Source organism: Compostibacter hankyongensis (assembly GCF_039541075.1).
GTDB lineage: Bacteria > Bacteroidota > Bacteroidia > Chitinophagales > Chitinophagaceae > Compostibacter > Compostibacter hankyongensis.
Genome location: NZ_BAABFN010000005.1, coordinates 254,136 through 278,302, shown reverse-complemented (window position 1 = coordinate 278,302; position 24,167 = coordinate 254,136). Strand labels below are relative to the sequence as shown.

18 protein-coding genes and 1 other RNA gene are annotated in these 24,167 nt (G+C 54.8%); 10 read left to right on the top strand and 9 right to left on the bottom strand.

Features of this window, described 5'->3' with window-relative positions; genetic code table 11:
• Positions 1–40 precede the first annotated feature (40 nt).
• Both ABD851_RS11640 and ABD851_RS11635 read left to right on the top strand, forming a co-directional pair.
• Positions 41–796, top strand: coding sequence for a TrmH family RNA methyltransferase (locus ABD851_RS11640; RefSeq protein WP_344979407.1), 756 nt, complete (start codon positions 41–43; stop codon positions 794–796).
• A 22-nt stretch (positions 797–818) separates the two neighbouring features.
• Positions 819–3,590: a glycoside hydrolase family 2 protein gene (locus ABD851_RS11635; RefSeq protein WP_344979405.1), complete on the top strand. Its 2,772-nt coding sequence runs from the start codon at positions 819–821 to the stop codon at positions 3,588–3,590.
• 10 nt (positions 3,591–3,600) lie between these two features.
• Here ABD851_RS11635 and ABD851_RS11630 read toward each other — a convergent pair whose 3' ends face one another.
• Positions 3,601–4,836: an FtsX-like permease family protein gene (locus ABD851_RS11630; RefSeq protein WP_344979404.1), complete on the bottom strand. Its 1,236-nt coding sequence runs from the start codon at positions 4,834–4,836 to the stop codon at positions 3,601–3,603.
• Positions 4,837–5,032: 196 nt separating this feature from the next.
• On the bottom strand, positions 5,033–7,393 hold the full coding sequence (locus ABD851_RS11625) for an ABC transporter permease (RefSeq protein WP_344979402.1): 2,361 nt from the start codon (positions 7,391–7,393) through the stop codon (positions 5,033–5,035).
• Positions 7,394–7,593: 200 nt separating this feature from the next.
• Between ABD851_RS11625 and ABD851_RS11620 the strand changes: the two genes are divergently transcribed.
• Positions 7,594–8,868 (top strand): type IX secretion system plug protein, encoded by a 1,275-nt coding sequence (locus tag ABD851_RS11620; protein ID WP_344979400.1) that lies wholly within the window; start codon positions 7,594–7,596, stop codon positions 8,866–8,868.
• On the opposite strand, the gene ABD851_RS11615 is transcribed toward ABD851_RS11620, so the two are convergent.
• From ABD851_RS11615 to ABD851_RS11585, 7 genes are all read right to left on the bottom strand, one after another.
• Complete coding sequence (locus tag ABD851_RS11615) at positions 8,846–9,958, bottom strand: serine hydrolase domain-containing protein (protein WP_344979398.1); 1,113 nt, start codon at positions 9,956–9,958, stop codon at positions 8,846–8,848. The genes ABD851_RS11620 and ABD851_RS11615 overlap by 23 nt on opposite strands.
• 100 nt (positions 9,959–10,058) lie before the next feature.
• Entirely contained in the window at positions 10,059–11,330 is a 1,272-nt protein-coding gene (locus tag ABD851_RS11610) for an NAD(P)/FAD-dependent oxidoreductase (RefSeq protein ID WP_344979395.1), read from the bottom strand.
• Positions 11,331–11,524: 194 nt separating this feature from the next.
• Complete coding sequence (locus ABD851_RS11605) at positions 11,525–12,232, bottom strand: MIP/aquaporin family protein (protein WP_344979393.1); 708 nt, start codon at positions 12,230–12,232, stop codon at positions 11,525–11,527.
• Positions 12,233–12,291: 59 nt separating this feature from the next.
• Complete coding sequence (gene glpK / locus ABD851_RS11600; RefSeq protein ID WP_344979391.1) at positions 12,292–13,800, bottom strand: glycerol kinase GlpK; 1,509 nt, start codon at positions 13,798–13,800, stop codon at positions 12,292–12,294.
• A 262-nt stretch (positions 13,801–14,062) separates the two neighbouring features.
• Entirely contained in the window at positions 14,063–14,719 is a 657-nt protein-coding gene (gene fsa / locus ABD851_RS11595; protein WP_344979389.1) for a fructose-6-phosphate aldolase, read from the bottom strand.
• Positions 14,720–14,818: 99 nt separating this feature from the next.
• Positions 14,819–14,918: signal recognition particle sRNA small type (gene ffs / locus ABD851_RS11590), an RNA gene on the bottom strand.
• A 48-nt stretch (positions 14,919–14,966) separates the two neighbouring features.
• Entirely contained in the window at positions 14,967–15,677 is a 711-nt protein-coding gene (locus ABD851_RS11585; protein ID WP_344979387.1) for a hypothetical protein, read from the bottom strand.
• 124 nt (positions 15,678–15,801) lie between these two features.
• On the opposite strand from ABD851_RS11585, the gene ABD851_RS11580 reads away from it, so the two are divergent.
• The 7 genes from ABD851_RS11580 (at position 15,802) to ABD851_RS11550 (ending at position 23,992) form a co-directional block, all read left to right on the top strand.
• Entirely contained in the window at positions 15,802–17,250 is a 1,449-nt protein-coding gene (locus ABD851_RS11580; protein ID WP_344979385.1) for a DUF5723 family protein, read from the top strand.
• A gap of 218 nt (positions 17,251–17,468) precedes the next feature.
• Positions 17,469–18,323 carry an ATP phosphoribosyltransferase gene (gene hisG / locus ABD851_RS11575; protein ID WP_344979383.1) on the top strand — a complete coding sequence of 285 codons (855 nt, stop codon included), beginning with the start codon at positions 17,469–17,471 and terminating at the stop codon, positions 18,321–18,323.
• A gap of 18 nt (positions 18,324–18,341) precedes the next feature.
• A complete protein-coding gene (gene hisD / locus ABD851_RS11570) occupies positions 18,342–19,661 on the top strand; it encodes a histidinol dehydrogenase (protein WP_344979381.1) in 1,320 nt (439 codons plus the stop codon).
• A 15-nt stretch (positions 19,662–19,676) separates the two neighbouring features.
• Positions 19,677–20,744, top strand: a complete 1,068-nt coding sequence (hisC, locus tag ABD851_RS11565; protein WP_344979379.1) for a histidinol-phosphate transaminase — start codon at positions 19,677–19,679, stop codon at positions 20,742–20,744.
• Positions 20,745–20,985: 241 nt separating this feature from the next.
• Positions 20,986–22,122, top strand: a complete 1,137-nt coding sequence (gene hisB / locus ABD851_RS11560) for a bifunctional histidinol-phosphatase/imidazoleglycerol-phosphate dehydratase HisB (protein ID WP_344979377.1) — start codon at positions 20,986–20,988, stop codon at positions 22,120–22,122.
• 102 nt (positions 22,123–22,224) lie between these two features.
• Positions 22,225–22,797, top strand: coding sequence for an RNA polymerase sigma factor (locus ABD851_RS11555; protein ID WP_344979375.1), 573 nt, complete (start codon positions 22,225–22,227; stop codon positions 22,795–22,797).
• 46 nt (positions 22,798–22,843) lie between these two features.
• The gene (locus ABD851_RS11550) at positions 22,844–23,992 is read left to right on the top strand and encodes a FecR family protein (RefSeq protein ID WP_344979373.1); all 1,149 of its coding nucleotides are present in this window, start codon (positions 22,844–22,846) and stop codon (positions 23,990–23,992) included.
• The last annotated feature ends 175 nt before the right edge of the window (positions 23,993–24,167 follow it).

The window sequence follows — 24,167 nt, the reverse complement described above, 5'->3', positions numbered from 1 at the left end:
GGATTTGCTCATATTGTTGATTTCGTGTAGGTTTGATCTCATGGTTTCAAAGGCGCAAGTTAAATATATTCATGCATTACAGCATAAAAAATACCGTCAAAAATTCGGCCGGTTTATCGCGGAGGGAGCCAAGGTGGTGGAGGAGCTGCTGGGGGCCTCCGGGGGCGTAAAGATACAGGAGCTGTATGCGGTGGAATCCTGGCTTTCCGGCATCCCGGAGCAGCTGCGTGCTGCCTTGCCGGCCGGCATCATACCGGTGACGCCCGAAGAGCTGGCGCGGCTGACGGCGCTCGAAAGCTCGCGGCAGGTGCTGGCGGTGTGCGACATTCCCCTGCCCGGCGGGACAGACCCCTCCGGGAAGCGTTCCCTCGGTCTGGAGGAAATCCGGGACCCGGGCAACCTCGGCACGATCATCCGGATCGCCGACTGGTTCGGGATAGCGCAGGTATTCTGCTCGCCCGGCTGCGCCGATGTGTACAACCCCAAAACCATCCAGGCCACCATGGGAAGCATAGCCCGGGTAAGGGTTACCGAGACCGATATCAGCGCGCTGCTGGAGCAGTACCCCGCCCTGCCGGTATATGCCGCCACCCTGCAGGGGCAACCCTGGTCCGGCGGCGCCATCCGCGAAGGGATGCTGCTGATCGGTAACGAGTCCCGGGGCTTAAGCGAAAAACTTGTCCGGCGGGCAACCTGCCAGGTGACCATTCCCCGGCTGGGCCAGGCCGAATCGTTGAATGCCGCCGTGGCCGCCGGCATTCTCTGCAGCCGGATGCTGCAGGACAATGATAACTGACGACTGACATAAAATAGGCTCCATGCTTTCTTCCAGAAAATTTTTTCTCCTGTGGATGTTGCTGTCCCTGTATGCGGCTTCAGCCTTCTCCCAGGAGACCATCCTGAAATACCTGTCCGGCACCGACAAGGATCACACGGTAAGCTGGGATTTCTATTGTACCGCGGGGCGGAACAGCGGCAAGTGGACCACCATACCGGTACCTTCCTGCTGGGAGCTGCAAGGCTTCGGCACCTATAACTACGGGCGGGAAAAAGCGGAGCAGCAAGCCGGCGAGCAGGGCATTTACCGGTATCATTTCCGCGCAGACAGATCCTGGGCGGGTAAGCAGGTCAATATCGTCTTTGAAGGATCCATGACGGATACCAGGGTGATGATTAACGGCCGGCAGGCCGGGCCGATACACCAGGGCGCTTTTTACCGGTTCAAATATGATATCACTCCCCTTTTGAAGCTTGGCGCCGACAACCTGCTGGAGGTGACGATAAGCAAGAAGTCCGCCAATGCCAGCATCAACAGGGCCGAGCGGCAGGGCGACTTCTGGATCTTCGGCGGGATCTTCCGGCCCGTTTACCTGGAGGTGCTGCCCCAGGCGCATATCGAGCGGCTGGCCGTCGATGCCACCGCGGCAGGAAAACTGAGCATCCGGGTATTTACCGCCAATACCGGTAAAGGCTATACGCTGGAAGCGAGTCCTGCCGAAGCAGGCGGCGGCCGGCGGCTGGCTCCCGTCTCGACTTCCCTTGCTGCAGACAGCGCTACGCTGCAGCGGCAGTATGCCGGCGTTCATTTGTGGAGTCCTGAATTTCCGAACCTGTACCGGGTGAAGGTCAACCTGAAGGATGCGCAGGGCCGGGTGGTGCATACCGTCGCCACGCAGTTTGGTTTCCGTACCGCCGAGCTGCGTCCGCACGACGGTTTTTATCTCAACGGAAAAAGAGTATGGTTCAAAGGTGTGGATCACCACAGCTTCTGGCCGGAAAGCGGGAGGACCACCAGCAAGGCGATCAGCATCAAAGATGTTGCCCTTATGAAGGAGATGAACATGAACGCCGTCAGGATGTCCCATTACCCGCCCGACGTGCATTTTCTCGACGCCTGCGACTCCATGGGGCTCATGGTGCTCGATGAGCTGACCGGCTGGCAGCACAACTATGACGACAGTACGGGACACCGGCTGGTGCGGGAAATGGTGATCCGCGATGTCAACCATCCCGGCATCGTTATCTGGGACAACGGTAATGAAGGCGGCTTTAACCGCCATCTCGACGGGGATTTTGACCGGTACGATCCCCAGCATCGCCTGGTGATACATCCCTGGGAAAAGTTCAACGGTACCAATACCAAACATTACCCGACTTATGATTACCTGCAGAACCTTGCCCTGTACAGCAACGAAGTCTATTTTCCAACCGAATTCATGCACGGCCTGTATGACGGCGGCGCAGGAGCGGGGCTGGAGGATTACTGGAACCTCATCCGGCGCAGTCCGCGCTCGGCCGGCGGTTTTATCTGGGTATTTGCCGACGAGGGCATCGTGCGGCGGGATAAAAACGACAGCATAGACACCCATGGCAACAATGCGCCCGACGGCATCCTGGGTCCGCACCGCGAAAAGGAAGGCAGCTATTATACCATTAAGGAGATCTGGTCGCCGGTACATATCGACCAGCCTTATATCGGGCCGGGCTTCGACGGCAGGCTGCCCGTAGAGAACCGTTACACCTTTACCAACCTGGACCAGTGCAGCTTCCGCTGGAAGCTGGTGAGCTTTGGCGGTCCTTCCGACCGGGGTGTGACACCACATACGGATGCAGAGGGCGCCGTTACAACCGCTTCGGCAGCGCCCGGGGAAAAGAAGTGGCTGGACCTCGGACTTCCGGCATCCTGGGCCTCAAGCGACGCCCTGTACCTCACGGCCCTGGATCCGCATCACCGGGAGATATTTACCTGGAGCTGGCCGCTGCACAGTCCCGCGGACGTCATGCGGGAAGCGACAAAGCCTTCGGCGCCGTCTCCCGTGCGTATGATACCCAACGCGGATGAGCTGATCGTGGAAGACGGGCAAGTGAGGATATTTTTTAGCAGGAAAAGCGGTTATCTCGAAAAGGTGCTGCGGAACGATTCGCTGCTTTCCCTGTCCGGAGGGCCCGCGCTGGCAGGCCGCGATCTGCCGTTGCAAAAGCTGGACTACCGGACCGAAGGAAAGAACGTGGTGGTGGCTGCCGCTTACCGCGGTAAAGACAGCTGGTTAAAAACGGAATGGACCTTTGCGCCGGGCATGCCGGCGAAATTATCTTACTCCTTCAGCCAGAAAGGAGAGGCGGATTTTATGGGGATCACTTTTGATTACCCGGAAGGGAAGATCGCCGGCATGCGGTGGCTGGGACGGGGACCCTATCATGTATGGAAAAACCGGCTGAAGGGATTGCAATTCGGGGTCTGGGATAAGGCATACAACCCGGCGGTGACCGGCGAGAGCTGGCAATATCCGGAGTTTAAGGGGAATCACAGCGAGCTGTACTGGGTCAATATAAAAACCAGGGAGTGGCCTTTTACGGTATTTACGGAAAACCGCAACCTTTTTCTCCAGATGCTGCACACCCCCGATCCGCAGGGAGCGGGTAACCGTCATACTACGGTGTCTTACCCGGAAGGCAACCTGGGCTTTATGCATGCCATACAGGCCATCGGCACAAAATTTCACGAGGCGGCGGATATGGGGCCGCAGAGCCAGCCGAATACCGAGCTGAATGCTCCCGGTGAAGGCGTGTTATGGTTTGATTTCCGGTAAGGGCGGCGGGCTACTTGAAGGTGATCGCTTTTACCGGCTGCACCTTGCGGATAAGCAGGGAAGGGATCACCAGCACCAGCACGCAGATCAGCAGCGTGCCGGCATCGATCAGGATCACCTGCCAGGGCTTGATGAGGATGGGCGCTACGGGCATGTAATACGTTTCTTCCGGCAGCTTGAAGAAGCCGGTTTGCTTTTCCAGGATGGCCAGCCCCAGTCCTGCGATATTTCCGATCAGCAATCCCACCGACAGGATGTAGGCGGACTGGAAAAGAAATATCTTCTGCAGCGAAGCCGTACGCATGCCCAGGGCTTTGAGCACGCCCACCATATTGGTCCGCTCAAGGATCAGGATCAGGATGGCGGTAATCATATTGATGATGGCGACAATGGTCATGATCACGATAATGATGACCTCGTTCATATCCTGCAATCCCAGCCAGTCAAATATGTTGGGATAAAGCTGTCGTATGGTGAGCGACGTTAGCTTGTCCGGCAATATGTGGTCGTAGATCAGGTTGCTGACGGTATCCATGCGGTGATAGTCGTTCAGCATGATCTCGTAGCCGCCTACCTGATTAGGCTGCCAGTCGTTGAGCCGGCGTATGAGGTCGATGTCGCCGATGATATAGGTTTTGTCATATTCCTCAATGCTGGTTTTATAGATGCCGGTCACCGTCAGGCGTCTTGCCCGGGGCATTTCCCCTGCTTTCTGAATAAAAAATACGAGCGGACGGCCGTTGACCCGGAGCCGGAGCTTACGGGCGAGATATTCGGAAATTACGATCTCCTGCGAGTATCCGCTGTCCGGGAATTGCGGAAGCCTGCCCCGGATGAGGTATTGCTGCAGGTACTTCCAGTGATAGCGGCGGTCTACTCCTTTAAAGATCACTCCTTCGCTGGCATCGGCCGCCTGGAGGATAGCCGGTTTGGTGGCGTAGATGTCCAGGCTCTGTACGCCGGGAAGGGCATGGATGGCGTTTTCGAGCGTGTCGTTGGCCAGGAAGGGCAGCTCCTCGGTCAGCGGTCCGGCATTGGGCTGGAACTCGGTGATATGGATATGCCCCCAGAAGCTGAATATCTTCTGGCTCACCACTTCCCGGAAGCCATTGACCAGCGCGGTAGCCAGAATCATCACCGCCACGCTGAGGGCGGTAGCGGCTACGGCAATGCGGATGATAAACCGCGAGAAGGTACGTTCCCGGTTGAAGGCAATCCGTCTGGCGATAAAGGCAGGTAACGACAAGGGGCTTTTTTTCGGATCAGGTCCAAACCTACATGATTTTGTCCAGATGGGCAAAGGAGGGGATAGTTTGATTTGATGATTTGGAAATTTGATGATTTACTTCGTGCTCACTGGTTTTTTATTTGTCTCAGTGAAGGCTTCGTCTTTGATGATGAAGTAATCAGCACATCATCAAATCAGCACATCATCAAATTATTTATTCCGTTCTCAGGCTTTTGACCGGGTTCTGCAGCGCTGCCTTCAGCGATTGGTAGCTCACGGTAAGCAGGGTAATGAGGAGTATGCCCGCGCCGGCCGAGATAAAGATCCACCAGGGCATACCGGATCTGTAAGTGTACTGCTGCAACCATCGGTCCATGATCCAGTAGGATAAGGGTATGGCAATGACCAGGGACAGGGAGACCAGGCGGATGAATTCTTTGGACAGCAGCATCCAGATACTGTGTATACCCGCGCCCAGGACCTTGCGTACACCGATCTCCTTGGTGCGCTGTTCGGCCACGAAGGAAGCCAGCCCGAACAGTCCCAGGCAGGATATGAAGATGGCCAGTCCCGTGAATAAGGAAGCGAGATCGCCGATACGTTGTTCCGCTTCGAACTTGCGGGCGTATTCGTCGTCCGTGAACCGGTAGAGGAAAGGGCTGCCCGGATCGTATTTCTTAAAGACAGCAGCAATGGCATCCAGGGCGGTATGTACAGGGCTACCCGGCCTGATGCGCAGGAGTATCTCCGACACATAGCCGTCGCCCAGGAAGATGGCCGGTTCGATGCTGTCGTACGGGGAGTTGGTGACCATATCGTTAACAACGCCGATCACGGTGTAATTCCTTCTTCCGAACCGCATGGTTTCCCCTATAGGGTCTTTGATCCCGATTACCCTGGCAGCCGCCTCGTTGAGGATCATGGCGGAAGAGTCCGTAGCGTATTCGCGGCTGAAATCACGGCCGTGAATTACTTTCCAGCCTACTGTGGTCCCGAAATCCCTTGTGACGTTGACATTACGGAAAAAAACAGATTCCTGGTCGGGACGCTTTCTCCTCCAGTACAGTTCGTTATTGCTCATGAAGCTGGTCAGCTTCATGGAAGACGCCGCCACATCCTGTACCATACCGCTTTGTAAAAGATCCCGGCGCAGGGCGTCATAATGATCGTAGAGTTGGGGTGTGTTGATGTTCACGCTCAGCAATCCTTCGCGGTTATAACCCACCGGCCGGTCTTTGGTGTAGCCGATTTGCCGGTATACGATGAGGGTGCCGATGATAAGGACCAGGGAGATGCTGAACTGGAGGACCACCAGCACCTGTCTGAAGCGCGAAGCGGAACGGCCCGCACGTATCGGCCCTTTGAGGACGCTGACCGGCTTAAACCCGGAGAGATAGAAGGCGGGATAGCTGCCCGAAAGCAGTCCTGTCAACAGGATAAAGCCTGTAGCCGTGACCCAGAACAAGGCCTTGTCCCAGGGAATGGTTATCTGCTTGGCAGCGAGGGTATTGAAAAAAGGAAGGGAGGTCACCGTAAGGAGGAGGGCCAGCCCGGAAGCCAGCCCGGACAGCAGCACGGATTCTCCGAGAAACTGCCCGATCAGCCCGGACCGTGCGGACCCGATGGTTTTCCGGATGCCCACTTCTTTGGCCCTTTTCTCGCTGCGTGCCGTAGCGAGGTTCATGAAGTTGATGCAGGCCAGCAGCAGCACAAAGCTGCCGATGATCCCGAAAAGCCATACGAAAAGGATACGGCCGCCGGCCGGCCTGCCGTTGCTGAATTGATCGTAAAGATGGGTCTTGTCCAGCGGATAGACCATGGCCTCCTCCCGCCAGCCCTTGATATGGGGCGTCGGAAGTTTTCTGATACGGGCGTTGGCCTGGGCGGCGCTGACATTATCCGCCAGCTCCGCATACAGCAGTCCGTTATGGTCATTCCAGTCGGTATTGCCGTTAAGATAGCGATTCTCCCCGTTGTCCCAGGGCAGGATCATCCGGACGTCAGCAAAAGTGGTGTTGGAGGGCAGGTCTTCGTAGACGCCGCCGATCTTCAGGTCGTTCTTGTTGTTGAGCCGGAATGTTTTGTTGATGGGATCGGCCTGCCCGAAGAGAGCTTCTGCCAGCGATGCCGAGATCAGTGCGGTGGAAGGATCTGCCATGGAGGAGATCGTACCCTTCTCCATTTTGAAGGTAAACATTTCGGGAAGCTCCTGCTGGGCCCAGAGGGCGGTGGCCGGCAGCTTTTTTTCGCCGGCGGCGATCACGCAGTTGTCCCGTCCGGAGGATAGTGCAACCCTTTTAAAGAGATCGCCGTACCGGTCGCGGAACGCCTGCCCCATGGGCATAGCGACAAAATCATTTACATTGGCTCCTTCACTAACGGCCTGTACGACCATGCCCTGTACGATCCGTTCATGACGGGCAAAGTAGTGGTCAAAACTGATCTCGTCTGCGATCCATAGCCCGATCAGCAGGGCAATGGCCATACCCGTTGCCAGACCTGTGATATTGATCAGTGTGTAAGCTTTTCCCTTGAGCAGGTGTCGCCAGGCGGTCTTGAAGTAATTGCTGAGCACGGATATTTATGTTTTCCTCTTGCTTATGCTTCACAAACGATGCCTGTTTATTAAAAGGATATTTTTCAGATAATTAAATAATATCCTTTTGTAAAAACTGTTCGCTTATGATACAGTTACTGTACGGTTATGATACGGTTATGTATACCGTTAAACCGGGAAATTGTTAGTAACTTCATCCGGTCGTATCTTCGTCGCCTATGCTTCGTTTATTTGCTTTGTTCGGTTGTGGCTTGTTTCCCCTGATGTTATGCGCGCAGGTCACCGCCATCACGCCGGATCATGTTTACCGGGAAAACATCCGGACGGTCAAGCTCACACCGCAGGGTACGCCGCTTGCCTATCCGCTGATCGCCCTGGACCAGGGCAGCAAGGTAGAACTATCCTTTGACGATCTGGATGCGGATGTAAAAAATTATTACTATACCCTGGTGCTGTGCAATGCGGACTGGACGCCGGCCAATCTCACACCCTTCGACTACCTGAGGGGATTTACCGAAAACCGCATTGTCGATTACCATTACTCTTCTGTGGCCTTACAGCGCTATACCCATTACAGAGCGGAGCTGCCCAACGGTGATTTTACGATTACCCGCCCCGGCAATTATCTGCTGAAGGTTTACCTGGATAACGACACTTCGCAGCTGGCCTTTACCCGCCGGCTGCTTGTGGTGAACAACAAGGCCGTCATACAGGGCCGGATCGAGCAACCGATCAACCCCAAGCTGTTCCGTTCGCATCAGAAAGTAAACTTTTCGGTAAGCCTGAAGGGCGTTCAGGTGTCCAACGCGCTTTCGCAGGTAAAGGTCTGCATCTTGCAGAATTACCGCTGGGACAATGCCATCACCGGTATCCGGCCCACCTTTTTGAAAGGCGATGTGCTGGAATACAATGCGGAAAACGACTGTGTATTCCCGGGTACGAAAGAATGGCGCTGGATAGACCTGCAAAGCTTCCGCCTGCAGACCGAGCGGGTGGACCATATCGATTACGGGAAAAGATCCACCGACGTATATGCGTTGCCGGACCCGCAGCGGGTGACTATCCGGTATCTTTACCTGAAGGATATCAACGGACATTATTATCCTTCGATGCTCGAAACCGGCTATAATCCTGATTATGAAGGGGACTATGCTACGGTGCATTTTACCTTTCCCGCAGAAACCCCCTATGCGGGGAGCGATCTCTATATCTTCGGGGAGCTGACGAACTACGAATGCAATGAAAGCAATAAGCTGACGTATAATGCCGCCCGTCATGCCTATGAAGGTACGCTGCTGCTGAAGCAGGGGTATTATAATTATGTATACGGTACCGTAGATCAGGCTTCCGGCAAGCTCAATACCACCAATACGGAAGGCAATTGGTGGGAAACCGAGAACGACTATACGATCCTGGTCTATTTCCGCCCCCTCGGCGGCCGCGCGGATGAGCTGATCGGAGCGCAGACCCTCAATTCGTTGCAGAACCGCTGAGCCGCTCTTTCAGATAAATATCTTCGATGGCGTCCACAACAGGTCCCAGGGTTACCCCTTCGTCCTGGTTGGCAAATACAATAACGGAAAACCGTATATCGGGATACCGCACATAATAAGAAGAAAAGCCGGTGGTGCCGCCGCTATGCGAGACCCTTTTTTCCCCGAACTTCTCATCAATATACCAGCCGTATCCATAAGCGGATGTAGGAGTTTCTTTCGAGCTTTCTGTAAAAATCTCCTTTAACGTTGCAGGTTTGACCAATTTTGGGGTATAAAGCGCCTGGTCCCACTTATAAAAATCATCTACGGAGGAGTAGATGCCGCCATCGCCCAGCAGATAACTATATAAGCTCTGGTCTTCCTTTTTTAACCCGCCATCCCGTAAATTATATCCGTAAGCCCGGTCAGGGATACTGCCGGTCATGCTGTTCACCGTGGTTTGCGTCATCTTCAGCGGAGTGAAGATCCGTTGTCTGAGGAAGTCTTTGAACGGCATGCCGGAAACCTTTTCCACCACCAGTCCCAACAGTACGTATGCGGTATTGCTGTATGAAAACCTTGATCCGGGCTTAAAAGCCGGGGTATCTGTTTTCCTGATTAACCCCAGCACATCGGTATCGGTCAGCGGTTGCGTCGTGCCTTTGGCAACGAGATCCCCATAGCCCGGCAGTCCCGCCGTATGGTTCAGCATATTCCGGATCGTTATCTCATCCGTATAGGCCGGCAGGTAGGGGAAGAATTTTCTCAGGTGGTCGTTCAACGAGAGCTTTTTGTCCTCTTTCAGCATCATAATGGCCATAGCGGTGAACTGCTTGGTCACGGAGGCTATCCGGTAATTGGTTTGAGAAGTGGCCGGAACCTTGTTTTCAATATCCGCCAGACCGAATGAACGGTTGTAAATGATCCTCCCGTCTTTTATAACCATGACGCTTATCCCGGATGTATTATCGGTATTGTAATTCCTGAATAAGCTGTCTACCGAGCGTGTCTTTAGATCATCAAGATGGCTGCGCGGGTCGGAAGATTGCGCCACTGCGACAAAAGACAGCATAAAAATCGCTGTAAGGGTTGTAGTCAATTTTCTCATGTGGGTGGGTAGTTGAAACAGTAGGATATTATCTGATCTTCTGAATTTATCCCTTGAATCTTTGGCCGTAGAATTTCAATCCGAAACCGGAAACCCTTGCCTATATATGCCGCTTCAATAGAATGCGGGTCCCCTTGTCGTAGGTGAAGTAGCTGTACATCCAGTTGATGAATACCACCAGCTTGTTCCGGAAGCCCATCAGGAACATGAGGTGCACTACTCCCCACATGACCCAGGCGATGAAGCCGTGCAGGTGCAGCTTTCCGATGTCGGTCACCGCCTTGTTCCGGCCGATGGTGGCCATGGTGCCTTTATCGCGGTAGGAGAAGGGGCGCAGCGGCTCTTTGTTCTGCCGCCGTACCAGGTTGGCGCCCAGGTTTTTCCCCTGCTGTATAGCCACCTGGGCCAGCATGGGATAGCCTTTGGGGTGATCGTTGTCGGTCATCAGCGCCACGTCGCCGATGGCGTATACATTGGAGCATCCTTTTACCAGGTTGAACGTATCCACCTCGATGCGGCCGCCTTTGATCTGTTCTTCCCGCAGACCCGGCAGGGCATTCCCCTTTACCCCGGCGCTCCAGATAAAAGACTGGGTGGGGATCTGTTCCCCGTTGCCGAGGTATACCACCTCCCCGTCGTAATCCTTTACCAGGGTTTGCAGGTATATCTTAACGCCCATCTCCGCGAGGAACTTGTGGGTTTGCGCAGAGGCCTGCTCGCTCATGTTGGCCAGGAGACGCGGGGCGCCTTCGATGAGATAAATGTGCATGAGGTCGGCGGACAGCTCGGGATAGTCCTGCGGAAAGATGGTCTTCCGGAACTCGGCCAGGGCGCCGGCAAGCTCCACGCCGGTAGGACCGCCGCCCGCGATGACGATGGTAAGGGCTTTTTCCTGCGCCGCCCGGTCTTTCAGCAGCAGCGCCTGCTCGATGTTTTTCAGTCCGTAATTCCGTATGCCTACGGCCTCGTACAGACTTTTCATGCCGGAGCCGTAGGTTTCGAAATTCTTATTGCCAAAAAAGTTGCTTACGCTGCCGGTGGCGATTACGAGGTAGTCGTAACGGATAGGGCCGATGGATGTATTCAGGGTATGGGTATCCGGACTGACGTCCTCTACCTCCGCCAGGCGGTAGATAAACTTGTTTTTGCGCCGGAAAATACCCCGTATGGGGAAGGCGATGCTGCTCGGCTCGAGCCCCGCCGTGGCTACCTGGTAGAGCAGGGGCTGGAAGGTATGGAAGTTATTCCGGTCCAGCAGCACCACCTGGAAAGGCTTGTTATGCAGCGTTTTTACAAGGTTGATACCGGCGAAGCCTGCGCCGACAATGACAACGCGCGGATAAGGGGAATCGGGAATATTGGATTGTAGCATAATGATAGTTGACGATGTTCATCACTAACAACAACAATCACTGTACCAAAGGGTTTAATACGCCCTGCAGGCTTCCCGCGCGCCCTGCGCTTCCGCATGGCCGGCTGCCGTATCCGTCTAAATATACAATATACATTTCGGGGCTTCCCGTACCCCGGGAACCTGCGTTGTTCCCGTTGCCTTTTTCCTCCTGCTCAGGCGATACAGCGGTAAAGCAAAGCGGCTACGACGGCGCCGGCGAGCGGCCCGAGTACGGGTACCCAGGCATAGCTCCAGTCGCTGTCCCGTTTGCCCGGAATGGGAAGCAGGGCATGCATGATGCGTGGCCCCAGGTCGCGGGCAGGGTTGATGGCGTAGCCGGTGGGGCCGCCCAGCGACAGCCCGATACCCAGCACCAGCAGGCCCACGGGAAGCGCGTCGAGGGCGCCCAGCCCTACGTCTGCCTTGGCAAGGTACAGCACGCCGAATACCAGTACAAAGGTGCCGATGACCTCGGTAATGACGTTGTTGCCATAGCTGCGGATGGCGGGCCCGGTGCAGAAGGTAGCCAGCTTGGCTTCGGCGTCGGTTGTTTCATCGAAATGGCGGCGATAGGCCAGCCACACCAGCAACGCCCCTATGGCCGCCCCGGTGAGTTCCGATAGCATATAAAGCGGTACCTGTTCCCAGGGAAACTTACCGGCCATGGCCAGGCCCAGCGTAACCGCCGGGTTAAGATGGGCGCCGCTGAAACGGCCGACCATAAAGACGCCGGTAAAAACGGCGATGCCCCAGCCGAAGGTGATGACGATCCAGCCGCTGTTGTTTCCTTTTGTTTTGTTCAAAACGACGTTGGCTACCACGCCATCGCCCAGCAAAAGCAGCATGGCGGTGCCAATGATCTCAGCAAGATAAGGTGACATACGGTTAAGGTTAATGAGGAGGTGAAAAATGAACCGAAATTATGGTTTTGACGTCGTTTTTAGTCTTCCGTAACGGGGTTGTCTGCCCAGTAGCGTGCGGCGTTCACAGCCCTTTTCCATTGGCGCAGGGTTACCTTCACTTCTTCCCCGGGCATTTGGGCAGGAAAGCGTTTGTCTTCCTGCCATTGCTCGCGGAGCGCTTCCTCGTTTTCCCAGTATCCGACGGCCAGACCGGCCAGGTAAGCCGCCCCGAGGGCAGTGGTCTCGGTGATCTTCGGCCTTACTACGTCGGTCTGCAGCAGGTCTGCCTGGAACTGCATAAGCAGGTCGTTGGCGGTAGCGCCCCCGTCTACCCGCAGCTCATGAATATGGATGGAGGAGTCCGCTTCCATGGCCTTCAGCACTTCCCAGGTCTGGAAGGCAATGCTGTCCAGCGCTGCCCGGGCAATGTGGGCGGCGCCGGTGCCGCGGGTCACCCCCACAAGGGTGCCCCTGGCGTACTGGTTCCAGTAGGGAGCGCCGAGCCCGGCGAAGGCGGGCACCAGGTATACCCCGTCGCTGTCTTTTACTTCACGGGCCAGCTTTTCCACATCGGAGGAAGACCGGATGATGCCCAGCCCGTCGCGCAGCCACTGCACGACAGCGCCGGCGATAAAGATGCTGCCCTCCAGGGCATACTGCGTTTTTCCGCCGATCTGCCAGGCTACGGTGGTCAGCAGGTTGTTCCGGGAGGGAATGGGCTTTTCGCCGGTATTCATCATCATGAAACAGCCGGTGCCATAGGTATTTTTTACCATACCGGGCTGCGTACAAAGCTGGCCGAAGAGCGCGGCCTGCTGGTCGCCGGCTATGCCCGCCAGCGGCACGGGATGGGCCAGCAGCTGACCGGAGGTCTTTCCATATACTTCGCTGCAGGAGCGTACTTCCGGCAGCATGTTTTTGGGGATGTCCAGTATCCGGAGCAGATCGTCGTCCCAGCTCAGGGTGTGGATATTAAAAAGCATGGTCCGGGAGGCATTGGTAACATCGGTGATGTGCAGCTGTCCCCGGGTGAAATTCCAGATCAGCCAGGAGTCGATCGTGCCGAAAGCGAGCTTTCCGGCTTCGGCCTTCTGTCGCGCTCCCTCCACGTTTTCGAGGATCCAGCGCACCTTGGTGCCTGAAAAATAAGCATCCACCACCAGGCCGGTCTTTTCCTGAATGGTAGCATCCGTTTTGTCTTTTTTCAGCTGGTCGCAGAAGGCGGCGGTCCGGCGGTCCTGCCATACGATGGCATTATAGACCGGCTTGCCCGTTTCCCGGTCCCAGACCACCGTGGTTTCCCGCTGGTTGGTAATGCCGATGGCGGCGATCTGCTCCCCGCTGATGCCGGTCTGGGTAATGGCTTCCGCTGCTACGCCGGCCTGGGTAGACCATATCTCCTGCGGGTCGTGCTCCACCCAGCCCGCTTCGGGGAAGATCTGGCGGAACTCCTTTTGCGCTACCGAAACGATAGCCCCCTTGTGGTCAAAGACGATGGCGCGCGAGCTGGTGGTTCCCTGGTCCAGCGCTAAGATAAATTGCTTCATAACGGATATGGATTGTGTGGACAGAACGGTACAAGACCATTCTCATATTTTTTGTAATAATATGAAACTATTTTCCGGGGTAAGGTACAGCCAAACCAATAAAAAGTCAAATGTTTTAACGGCAATCTTCTTTTTCAGAAAGAAAAGAAAATAAAAAAAGACCCCCCGAAACTTCGGAGGGTCCAGTACGGGCAGGATCACCTGCTGCGGATAAGTTATTGCGGCCATGCCGGGTTTCCTGTACCGGCGGAGGGCCTCGGTGTTACTGGAATTTCTTGGCGTCTTCCAGGAACTTGGCCAGTCCGATATCCGTGAGGGGGTGCTTCAGCAGGCCCAGGATCGGCTCCAGCGGGGAGGTGACCACGTCGGCGCCCGCTTCGGCGCATTTCACGATATGGAGGCTGCTGCGGATAGAAGCGGCGAGTATTTCCGTTTCATATCCCTGCACGGAATAGATATGGGCGATCTGTTCGATAAGCTGTACCCCGTCCCAGTTGCCGTCGTCGATACGACCGATAAAGGGGGATACGTAGTTGGCGCCGGCCTTGGCCGCCAGGATGGCTTGCCCGGCGGAGAACACCAGCGTACAGTTGGTACGGATGCCGTTGTCGGAAAACCATTTCATGGCCTTTACCCCGTCTTTGATCATGGGCACCTTCACGACGATGTTGGGATGTATGGCGGCCAGCTTTTTCCCTTCCTCAACGATGCCGTCGAAGTCCGTGGAAATCACCTCTGCGCTGACATCGCCGCCGTCTACCAGCTCGCAGATGGTTTTATAATGCTTGGTAACGGCTTCCTGCCCTTTGATACCTTCTTTGGCCATCAGGGAGGGGTTGGTGGTTACGCCGTTTAAAATACCGAGCTCATGGGCCTCTTTGATCTGATCCAGATTGGCCGTGTCAATAAAAAACTTCATGGTTTTTGGAAATTAAGATGGTACAGGCCCGTCGGGACCGCCATCCAGTCGGTGGAAGGAAACAGTCTGAGCGTCTGCCTGCTGTGTCAATTGATAAAAAAATGGCAAGTTACTTACATCGCACCGCTACAACCGCCTACCCTTGCTGTCTTCCGACCCTGGGGGAGTTCAGCAGGAGCTGGTCGTGTAAGACTTGCCGTTGCAAAGATACGAAAAGAATAAATAAAAGGAACATCTTTTGCCGTCCCTATCTTCTCCTTTTCCGGGCCGGCGGGGGCTCGGCCGGCATCTTCCGGTAAGGATCCCATATCGTTTTCACCGGCAGCACGGTATGCAGCCGGAGCGCGGTATCCCCTTTATAAACGGCATCCAGGACGACGGTCTCCGTTTGATGATCGTCAGCGGGTACCAGCAGGGTATTGCCCTGCAGCAGCCGGGCGTTGTCTGTGCGGAAGCGGATATCGGAGGTGTCGAGCGGAAAGGTCCTGCCCGAGCTGTATATCCCCTCCACGTTCAGGTAAAAGGGGATGGCCCGCTTGATGCTGTCCTCAAAGAAGTTAAAGCGGATCTTGCTGAGAAAAGGTATTTCCAGCCGGAAATGCTGACTGTCCGAAGGTTGCGCCCGCGGGATCACCGTCAGGTCGATATGGTCGCCGTTCCGCCGTACGGCCTGCCGGTCGAAGCGGACGGTGCCCGCCTCGAAGGTGCCCGGAAATACCCGGATGTCGAATGCTTTCCAGCGCAGCGATCCGCCCAGCCATCCCGCGGTCTGTGCTTTCCTTCCCCGTGTATTTTCTACCGTGATGCCGACGGGCAAGGCGTCATAAAGTTCCGTAATCGCGCTGGTATCGTAAAGCAGCTGCAGCGTGGATTTCCCCTGTCCATGCCCCGCGCCGGGAAGAAGGAGCGCCGCGGCGCAGCAGCCTGTAGCAAACAGCCGTTTTATGATCGGGAGCATCATTATATATAAAAGAGAAAAAACCATTCCATAATTTCGTTCCATGAATTGTGTTCCCGCAGGTAAAATAAGAAAAGCAAATATACGTTTCTATAAGGCCGGCTTTAACCTCCGTATTTCACGTTTGCCTGTTGCCATGATTTTTTACCGTTATTTTTTCCGTATTGCCGTTATCGCATGTGGCGTTTTTCTGTCCCGGACCGCCCGGGCCCAGCAGTTTTCCGGTTTTGAAGGCAGTGTATATGGCGGTGTGCTGAATACCGCCAGCCAGCCGGCTGCATCGGCGGATATGCCCTTCCGTTGGGATGTGGAGCTCATCGGCGTAAGCAGCATGTGGAACAACAATATTGTAAAATTCAATCCTTACAATCATCCTCTTTCCACCGACAGCAGCATATTGGGCTCGGAGCTCATTCATGGCGACAAGAAGCGGTACGGCGCGCTGATGAGCAATGTGCATGTGCTGAATGTACTGTATGCCGTGGATCACCGGCTTACCGTAGGAGCCGGATGGAACGCACGTTCATACAGCAACGGGGACAGGATGGATTTTGCCCTGAACGACAGCACAAAAGGGCCTTATTCCTTTATCCGCGAGAACGCGGTGAACAAAATGCAGCAGGGAAGGCTGGTCAGCAACAGCTGGAGCGAATTCTATATCACCGCCTCCCGCGTGATGCAGCAGACCACCTATGATACCTGGAAGGCGGGTGCTACGCTAAAGGTATTAAAAGGAGCAGCAGGGGCCTTTGTCGACGCGGATGCCGTAGAGGTATCGCCCTATCCTTCCGGAGGCGACTATTACTTCTCCCGGGCGCAGGGCAGCTACGGTTATTCGGGGAACCTGGACAGTCTGAACGATACCAACCCTTTCAAGCGGAACAAGCGGTTCGCCCTCAACGGTTCCAAGCTGTCTCTCGGGCTGGACCTCGGCGTTTCCTATACCCGGCGTCTGCCGGGTGTTATCCCCAATTATATCGATAACACACCGGGCAATTACGACTGGAAGATCGAAGCGGCCCTTACCGATATCGGCCGGCTGAAGTACAAGTATGGATCCGCCAGCCGGCAGATCCGCGGACCCCTGGGGACCGCCGCCGACCTGAGCACTTTTCAGAATATAGTCGATACGGTGACCTCGCTGCAGGGGTTTAACAATGCCATCGCCGGAATGGTGGAGGCGGACAGCCTGCAGGGAAAGTTCACCGTCGGACTTCCGGCCGCCCTCCATATCAACTTCGACAAATCCCTCGGACGTAACTTTTACCTCAACGCCAACCTTATCCTTGACGCGTCCTTCCTGAACGGCTATGCGGACTACCGGGTACATGTCACCAACAGCCTGATCCTCACTCCACGCTGGGAAATTGCGCATTTCGGCGGTTCGCTCCCCATCTATTTCAATACCCATGGTGAGGTGCTGGTCGGGGCGGCCATCCGGGTGGGCCCCCTCGTGGCGGGTGTACATGATTTCCGCTGGCTTACCCATAGCTCTTTCCGCAGCGGCGGCGGATACGTGGCGCTGGTGATCCGCCGGCTCTGGCCCGAAAAAGACGATTGTCCCCGGTTCTGAGGGATGAAAATTTTCAAAAAAACGACATTTTGTTTTGATTTTCCTCCCGAATAATTACTTTTGCACCGTAATTATGCGATACGGACTGCACATACATCATCACCATCATTCTTATCCACAGGGGTAGGCGGTGACGATTTTATGTTCGTACTGACATAAAAAGCATTCAGAGGCCTGCCGGAACGGTAGGCTTTTTTATTATCAATAAGCATAAAGCGATGAACCTAAAAATGGCCATTCAAAAATCCGGACGTCTGCACGACGATTCGATGCGGCTGCTCCGGGAATGCGGCATCAAAATCAGCAATGGCATCAACCAGCTCAAAACTACGGCCAGCAATTTTCCCCTGGAGGTGTTCTTTTTCCGGGACGACGATATTCCCCAATATGTGGAGGACGGCGTAGCCGACATCGGCATTGTCGGGGAGAACGTGATTTTGGAAAAAGGAAAGAAGGTAAAGACCATAGCTCCGCTGGGTTTTGGAAAATGCCGTTTGTCCGTCGCCGTTAGCAAGGAAAAGGAATATCGCTCCGTGCAGGACCTGCAGGGGAAGCGTATCGCCACGAGCTACCCGGTGATCGTAAAGCGCTTCCTTGAGGAGCGCCGGGTGCAGGCTGATATCCACGAGATCAGCGGATCGGTGGAGATTGCGCCCGGCATCGGCCTGGCCGACGCCATCTGCGACCTGGTCAGCAGCGGATCCACCCTGTTCATGAACGGGCTGAAGGAAGTGGAGGTGATCCTGAAATCCGAAGCGCTGCTGGTGGGCAGCAATGGCCTCACTCCTCCGCAGGAGCAGCTGCTGCAGCAGCTTTGTTTCAGGATCAACGCGGTAAAGCGGGCCCAGAGCGCCCGTTATATCCTGCTGAATGCCCCCAATGACCGTATCGGGGAGATCTGCAGCCTGCTGCCCGGCATGAAAAGCCCTACGGTGCTTCCCCTGGCCGAAGCGGGCTGGAGCAGTGTCCATGCCGTAGTCAATGAAGACGATTTCTGGGAGATCATCGAAAACCTGAAGGCCAACGGCGCGCAGGGCATCCTGGTAGTCCCGATCGAGAAAATGATCCTCTGACCGTAAGGTTGACATATTATGATGCAAGTAATCAGATATCCGCAAGCCGCAGAACGGCTGCTGCTGTTGCAACGCCCGGTAACCGATCATGCCGGCCTTGAAAGACAGGTGAATACGGTATTGCAGGAAGTAAAGGAAGATGGCGATGCCGCCATCCGCAAATACAGCCTGCAGTTTGACAAGGTGGCCCTTGAGGAGCTGGAAATCAGTCCGGCATCCCGTAAGGCCGCCGCCGCCCAGGTTCCGGAGGCGTTAAAGCGAGCCATAGCGCAGGCCAGGGAGAATATCGAGCGCTTTCACGCTGCGCAGCGTGAAGTGTTTCCGCCGGTGGAGACCATGCCTGGCGTATCCTGCTGGCGTAAATCGGTCGGTATCGAAAAGGTAGGTCTTTATATCCCCGGGGGAACGGCCCCCCTGTTCTCCACGGTGCTTATGCTCGGCATTCCCGCCGTGCTGGCCGGCTGCCGGGAGATCATACTCTGCACCCCACCCGGTACCGACGGCAACGTACATCCGGCACTGTTATATGCAGCGGAGCAGACAGGTATTGCCCGCATATTCCGGATCGGGGGCGTACAGGCCATAGGGGCCATGGCCTACGGGACGGCTTCGGTGCCCCGGGTATTTAAGATATTCGGTCCCGGCAACCAGTATGTTACCTGCGCCAAACAGCTGGTAGCGCGGGAAGGTGTGGCCATAGACATGCCGGCAGGGCCTTCCGAAGTGGCGGTGTTCGGCGATGACAGCAGCATCCCCGCCTTTGTGGCCGCCGACCTGCTGTCCCAGGCCGAGCATGGCATAGACAGCCAGGTGATGCTGGTCACGGATCACGAGCCCCTGATCGCCGCCGTACAGGAGGAAACGGCGCGGCAGCTCGAAAAGCTGCCCCGGCGGAATATTGCGGCGCAAGCCCTCTCGCACAGCCGGATCGTCTTGATGGAAGACCGCAGCGCAGCTGTGGCGCTCCTCAATGAATACAGCCCGGAACATCTCATCCTTTCCTGTCGCAATGCGGCGGAGATGGCAGCGCAGATCGTGAATGCGGGCTCTGTTTTCCTGGGGCACTATACCCCCGAAAGCGCGGGAGACTATGCTTCGGGCACCAATCATACCCTTCCTACAAACGGATATGCAAAGGTATACGGAGGCGTATCGCTGGACAGCTTTGTGAAGAAGATCACCTTTCAGCAGATAACGGAAGCAGGCATACGTAATATCGGTCCCGTCGTGGAAACGATGGCCGCCGCCGAAGGTCTGGATGCGCACAAGAATGCGGTGAGCGTACGGCTGAACCTGCTCGCGGAAACCGATGCCGCGGCCGGCCGGAGTAAGGAATAAGATAATCCAAACATCATGTTTGACCTGAATAAACTGTTGCGGGACAATATCAAAAAGCTGGTCCCTTACTCTTCTGCCCGGGATGAATTCCAGGGAGAGGCTTCCGTATACCTGGACGCCAATGAAAACAGCTTTGGCTCCCCTTTGTCGCAGGCCTACAATCGTTATCCCGATCCGCTGCAGATAAAGCTGAAGGAAAAAGTTGCGGGCATCAAGGGAATAACTCCCCCGCACATCTTTCTGGGTAACGGCAGCGACGAGTGCATAGATATTTTGTACCGCGCCTTTTGTCACCCCGGGCGGGATAATGTTGTGATCTGTCCCCCTACCTACGGGATGTACGAGGTAAGCGCGCATATCAACGATGTGGAAGTGCGGAACGTGCCGCTGACTTTGGATTATCAGCTGGACCTCCCCGGCATTGAAGCGGCGGTTGACGGGCATACGCGGCTGATCTTTCTCTGTTCGCCGAACAACCCGACGGGCAATGCGCTTCGCCGGGAGGATGTGGAGCTGGTGCTGAATAATTTCCCCGGAGTGGTGGTCATTGACGAGGCTTATATCAATTTTTCGAAATACCGTTCTTTTATACAGGAGCTTCCTGAGTATCCGAATCTGGTGGTGCTGCAGACCCTGTCCAAAGCCTGGGGGCTTGCAGCCCTTCGCATCGGGATGGCCTTTGCCAGCCCGGAGCTGGTGGCCGTATTTAACCGTATCAAACCACCCTACAATATCAACCAGGCCTCGCAGGAGCTGGCGCTGGCGGCCCTGGGGCAGGTGGAGCAGGTCAACCGCTGGATACGGGAAACGGTGCATGCACGGCAGCAGCTGAAAACGCAGCTGGAAAAGCTATCCATCGTCGAGAAGGTTTATCCCAGCGAAGCCAATTTTTTGCTGGTAAAGACGACGGACCCTGCCGGCATTTACGGGTTCCTGGTCCGGGATGGAATCATCGTGCGGGACCGTTCCCGCGTGGAGCTTTGCGAGGGCTGTCTGCGCATTACGATAGGCACGCCCGCGGAAAACGAAAAGCTGCTGGCGGCGCTGAACGATTATCAAAGGTTAAAGATGAAGGGTGAATAATGAGGTAAAAGGTAAAGGGTGAAAGGTAAAGGGCATTTTGACGTTAAGATCTAAGGTTTCATTCCAGGCAGATTAACTTTAGACGTTAAACCTTAGACCCGGAACTGGAAATCAGAAATCAGAAAGGCGCAGCATTGGCAACGGGATTGATTATTTTTAAATAGTGTTGCCGAACTTCGTTTCATCGAGACCTTTAAAAATCATAGTGCGCGAGATAAATCAGAAATTTCAAATCCGAATTATGGCAAGAAAACTGCTTTTTATAGACCGGGACGGCACCCTTATCCGGGAGCCGGCCGATCACCAGGTGGATGCCTTTGACAAAATCCGCTTCCTCCCCGGCGTATTTGCGTGGCTGAGCCGTATCGCTGCGGAGCTCGATTATGAGCTGGTGCTGGTATCCAACCAGGACGGGCTGGGCACTGCCGCCTTTCCGCAGGAAAAGTTCCGCCCGGTTCATGACCTGGTTATAAAGCTGCTGGCCGATCAGGGTATTGTTTTCCGCGCGGAGCATATCGACCACACCTTTGCCAGGGATAATGCCCCCACCCGGAAACCCAATACCGGCATGCTTACGGAATATTCCGGCGCAGACTATGATCTGCCGGCTTCCTTCGTCATCGGCGATCGCATTACCGATGTGATGCTGGCCAAGAACCTGGGCACAAAGGCCATCTGGCTGAACGACGGTTCCGGCCTCGGCGCCTCCGAGCTCGATCTGACGCCGGAAGCGCTGCAGCCGGTCATTGCGCTGGAAACGGATAGCTGGGAAAAGATATATGCTTTCCTGAAGCTGGGGAATAGAACGGTGTCGCATACACGCAAAACAAAAGAAACCGATATCTCGGTCATCGTCGGCCTCGACGGGAAGGGCACCGCCCGGATCGATACCGGGCTGGGATTTTTTGATCATATGCTGGAGCAGATTGCCCGTCATGGCAGCATAGACCTGGATATCCGCGTAAAAGGCGACCTGCATATCGACGAGCATCATACCATCGAGGACGTAGGCATCAGCCTCGGCGAAGCCATGGCCGAAGCGCTGGGCGACAAACGGGGAATAGAACGCTATGGCTTCTGTCTGCCCATGGATGATTGCCTGGCTCAGGTAGCGGTTGACTTCGGTGGCCGCAGCTGGATCGTATGGGAGGCTGCCTTTAAACGGGAAAAGATAGGAGAGATGCCCACCGAAATGTTCTTTCATTTTTTCAAATCCTTTTCCGACGGGGCGCGGTGCAACCTCAATATAAAGGCCGAAGGGCAGAATGAACATCATAAGATCGAGGCCATCTTCAAGGCCTTTGCCAGGGCTATCCGGATGGCGGTCCGCCGCGACCCGCTGAACGATGCATTGCCTTCTACCAAGGGCACGCTGTAAGACGGTTTCCCTCAATTACCGGGGAATGCCGGATATTCATCTAAAAAACTGTTTTTGCATTTAATTTTTTAACTTTCTTATTTTTACTGCCACCATCCTCCTATGAGCTTGTACAGCACATTAAATGATCTCCAATTAGTGGGTTTGCTTCGTTACGGGGACAGTGCGGCCTTTACGGAAATATATAACCGTTTTTGGGATAAGCTTTTTTCGGTGGCTGTAAATAAGCTGGACGGCGATCTGGAGTTGGCCGAAGAGCTGGTGCAGGATATTTTTCTCGATGTATGGCAGCGGAGGAAAACGCTTGCGATAACCGGGAAGCTGTCTGCCTATCTGGCGACGGCCATGAAATACAAGGTAATTGATTCCCGGATAAAACGAAAGCGGGCGAAGGACTTTCTGCAAAATGCCGCGCTTTATCCACCTATCGCCGATACTTCCACGGAAGAACAGCTGAGCTTTGACGAGCTGAGGGACAGATTAGCTGCATTGGTAAAGGAGCTCCCCCGAAAATGCCGCCTGGTCTATACCTTAAGTAAAGAAGCCGGCTTTTCCCAGAAAGAGATTGCCCGCCGGCTTAATATCTCCGAAAAGACAGTTGAGTCCCATCTTTCCCGGGCCATGAAGCTCCTCCGGGCCGGTCTTCAGCATATTTTCATCTTTTTTTTGTTTTAATGCAGGGATTGGCCCCTTTCAGCCGACTATATAAGAAAGGGATTCCATGCAGTCGAATCAGGATAAAGACAGGTTAGCGGAACTGGAAGCCAGGTGGCTTGACGGAACGATCACTCCGGAGGAAGCCGCCGAATATGCGGAATGGTATAATGAGGGGCAGGATGCGCCTGTTTATATCCCATCTTCTTTTGCCGCTTCCCGGGAAGATCACAGGAAACGGATCTTGGCCCGGATCCAGAACAGATCAAAGGGAACAGGGGTGCGGAGTATCCGTATGCTTCGGGTAACGGCCGCCGCTGCGGCGGTCCTGTTGATCTTTGCGGGAATCGCGTTTTGGCAGTTTAAACATACCGCCGGGCCGTCTCTTTCTGCAAACATACATCCTTCCCGGAACGACGTTCCCCCGGGCAAAATGAAAGGGATGCTCAGATTGAGCAATGGCAAAACAATTCATATCGGGTCTTCTTCCAGTGGCTTGTCTGTTCATCAGGGAGTCATACATTTTGGTACGGAAGATTCTGTATTGACTGATAACGGAACAGGCGACGAGGCGGCATCCGGATTCAATACGTTCTATACCAATAGAGGAGAAGAATATCAATTGACCTTGTCAGACGGTACCAAAGTATGGCTGAACTCTGCATCGTCTCTCAACTTCCCCTCGTCTTTTACCGGCAATTCCAGGGAGGTAACCTTAACGGGAGAGGCATATTTTGAAGTGGTTGCAAATGCGAAGATGCCTTTCAGGGTACAGGTCAACGGGCTGCAGGTTGAAGATCTGGGTACGCGTTTTAACATTAATGCCTATGAGGATGAGCCTGACGTGAAGACCACATTGCTGGAAGGGGCTGTACGCGTGTCCGGGAAGCGGGGGAATGTAGTGTTGGTGCCCGGTGAACAGGCTGTTGTTGACATCGCCCGATCCGGGAAGATAAAAGTGCAGACAGTATATGCGGAGGAGACGGTAGCCTGGAAAAACAGAAAATTTTCCTTTCACCATACCGGTATAGACGAGGTTATGCGGCAGATTTCCAGGTGGTATGATGTGGAGGTAGATTACCGCGACTTCCTGGATATCAAATTAAGCGGCAGCGTCAGCAAGGATGTAAATCTCTCTCAGGTGCTTACCATGCTGGAACGGGTGGGTGACGTGAAATTCAGGATCGAGGGGAAGAAGATCGTTGTGATGAAATAGTATCTGCTTGTATTATTTTTTTGAAAAAAAACATGAATCGCATGAAGACATAGCTACTATCCGCAAAAAAGCCAGGAGCAGTGGAATACTCCCGGCACGTTAAGTTTCTCCTTACAATTCGGCTGAATTATATAGTTCAAAACCTAAACTCAGTGAAGGTATGCAATTTCGTTCA

What these genes read in the sequence shown, in the direction of transcription:
- ABD851_RS11640 (WP_344979407.1), top strand. Translation starts at nt 41, where the DNA reads ATGGTTTCAAAGGCGCAAGTTAAATATATTCATGCATTACAGCATAAA.
- ABD851_RS11635 (WP_344979405.1), top strand. Translation starts at nt 819, where the DNA reads ATGCTTTCTTCCAGAAAATTTTTTCTCCTGTGGATGTTGCTGTCCCTG.
- ABD851_RS11620 (WP_344979400.1), top strand. Translation starts at nt 7,594, where the DNA reads ATGCTTCGTTTATTTGCTTTGTTCGGTTGTGGCTTGTTTCCCCTGATG.
- ABD851_RS11615 (WP_344979398.1), bottom strand. Translation starts at nt 9,958, where the DNA reads ATGAGAAAATTGACTACAACCCTTACAGCGATTTTTATGCTGTCTTTT.
- ABD851_RS11610 (WP_344979395.1), bottom strand. Translation starts at nt 11,330, where the DNA reads ATGCTACAATCCAATATTCCCGATTCCCCTTATCCGCGCGTTGTCATT.
- ABD851_RS11605 (WP_344979393.1), bottom strand. Translation starts at nt 12,232, where the DNA reads ATGTCACCTTATCTTGCTGAGATCATTGGCACCGCCATGCTGCTTTTG.
- glpK (WP_344979391.1), bottom strand. Translation starts at nt 13,800, where the DNA reads ATGAAGCAATTTATCTTAGCGCTGGACCAGGGAACCACCAGCTCGCGC.
- fsa (WP_344979389.1), bottom strand. Translation starts at nt 14,719, where the DNA reads ATGAAGTTTTTTATTGACACGGCCAATCTGGATCAGATCAAAGAGGCC.
- ABD851_RS11585 (WP_344979387.1), bottom strand. Translation starts at nt 15,677, where the DNA reads ATGCTCCCGATCATAAAACGGCTGTTTGCTACAGGCTGCTGCGCCGCG.
- hisG (WP_344979383.1), top strand. Translation starts at nt 17,469, where the DNA reads ATGAACCTAAAAATGGCCATTCAAAAATCCGGACGTCTGCACGACGAT.
- hisD (WP_344979381.1), top strand. Translation starts at nt 18,342, where the DNA reads ATGATGCAAGTAATCAGATATCCGCAAGCCGCAGAACGGCTGCTGCTG.
- hisC (WP_344979379.1), top strand. Translation starts at nt 19,677, where the DNA reads ATGTTTGACCTGAATAAACTGTTGCGGGACAATATCAAAAAGCTGGTC.
- hisB (WP_344979377.1), top strand. Translation starts at nt 20,986, where the DNA reads ATGGCAAGAAAACTGCTTTTTATAGACCGGGACGGCACCCTTATCCGG.
- ABD851_RS11555 (WP_344979375.1), top strand. Translation starts at nt 22,225, where the DNA reads ATGAGCTTGTACAGCACATTAAATGATCTCCAATTAGTGGGTTTGCTT.
- ABD851_RS11550 (WP_344979373.1), top strand. Translation starts at nt 22,844, where the DNA reads ATGCAGTCGAATCAGGATAAAGACAGGTTAGCGGAACTGGAAGCCAGG.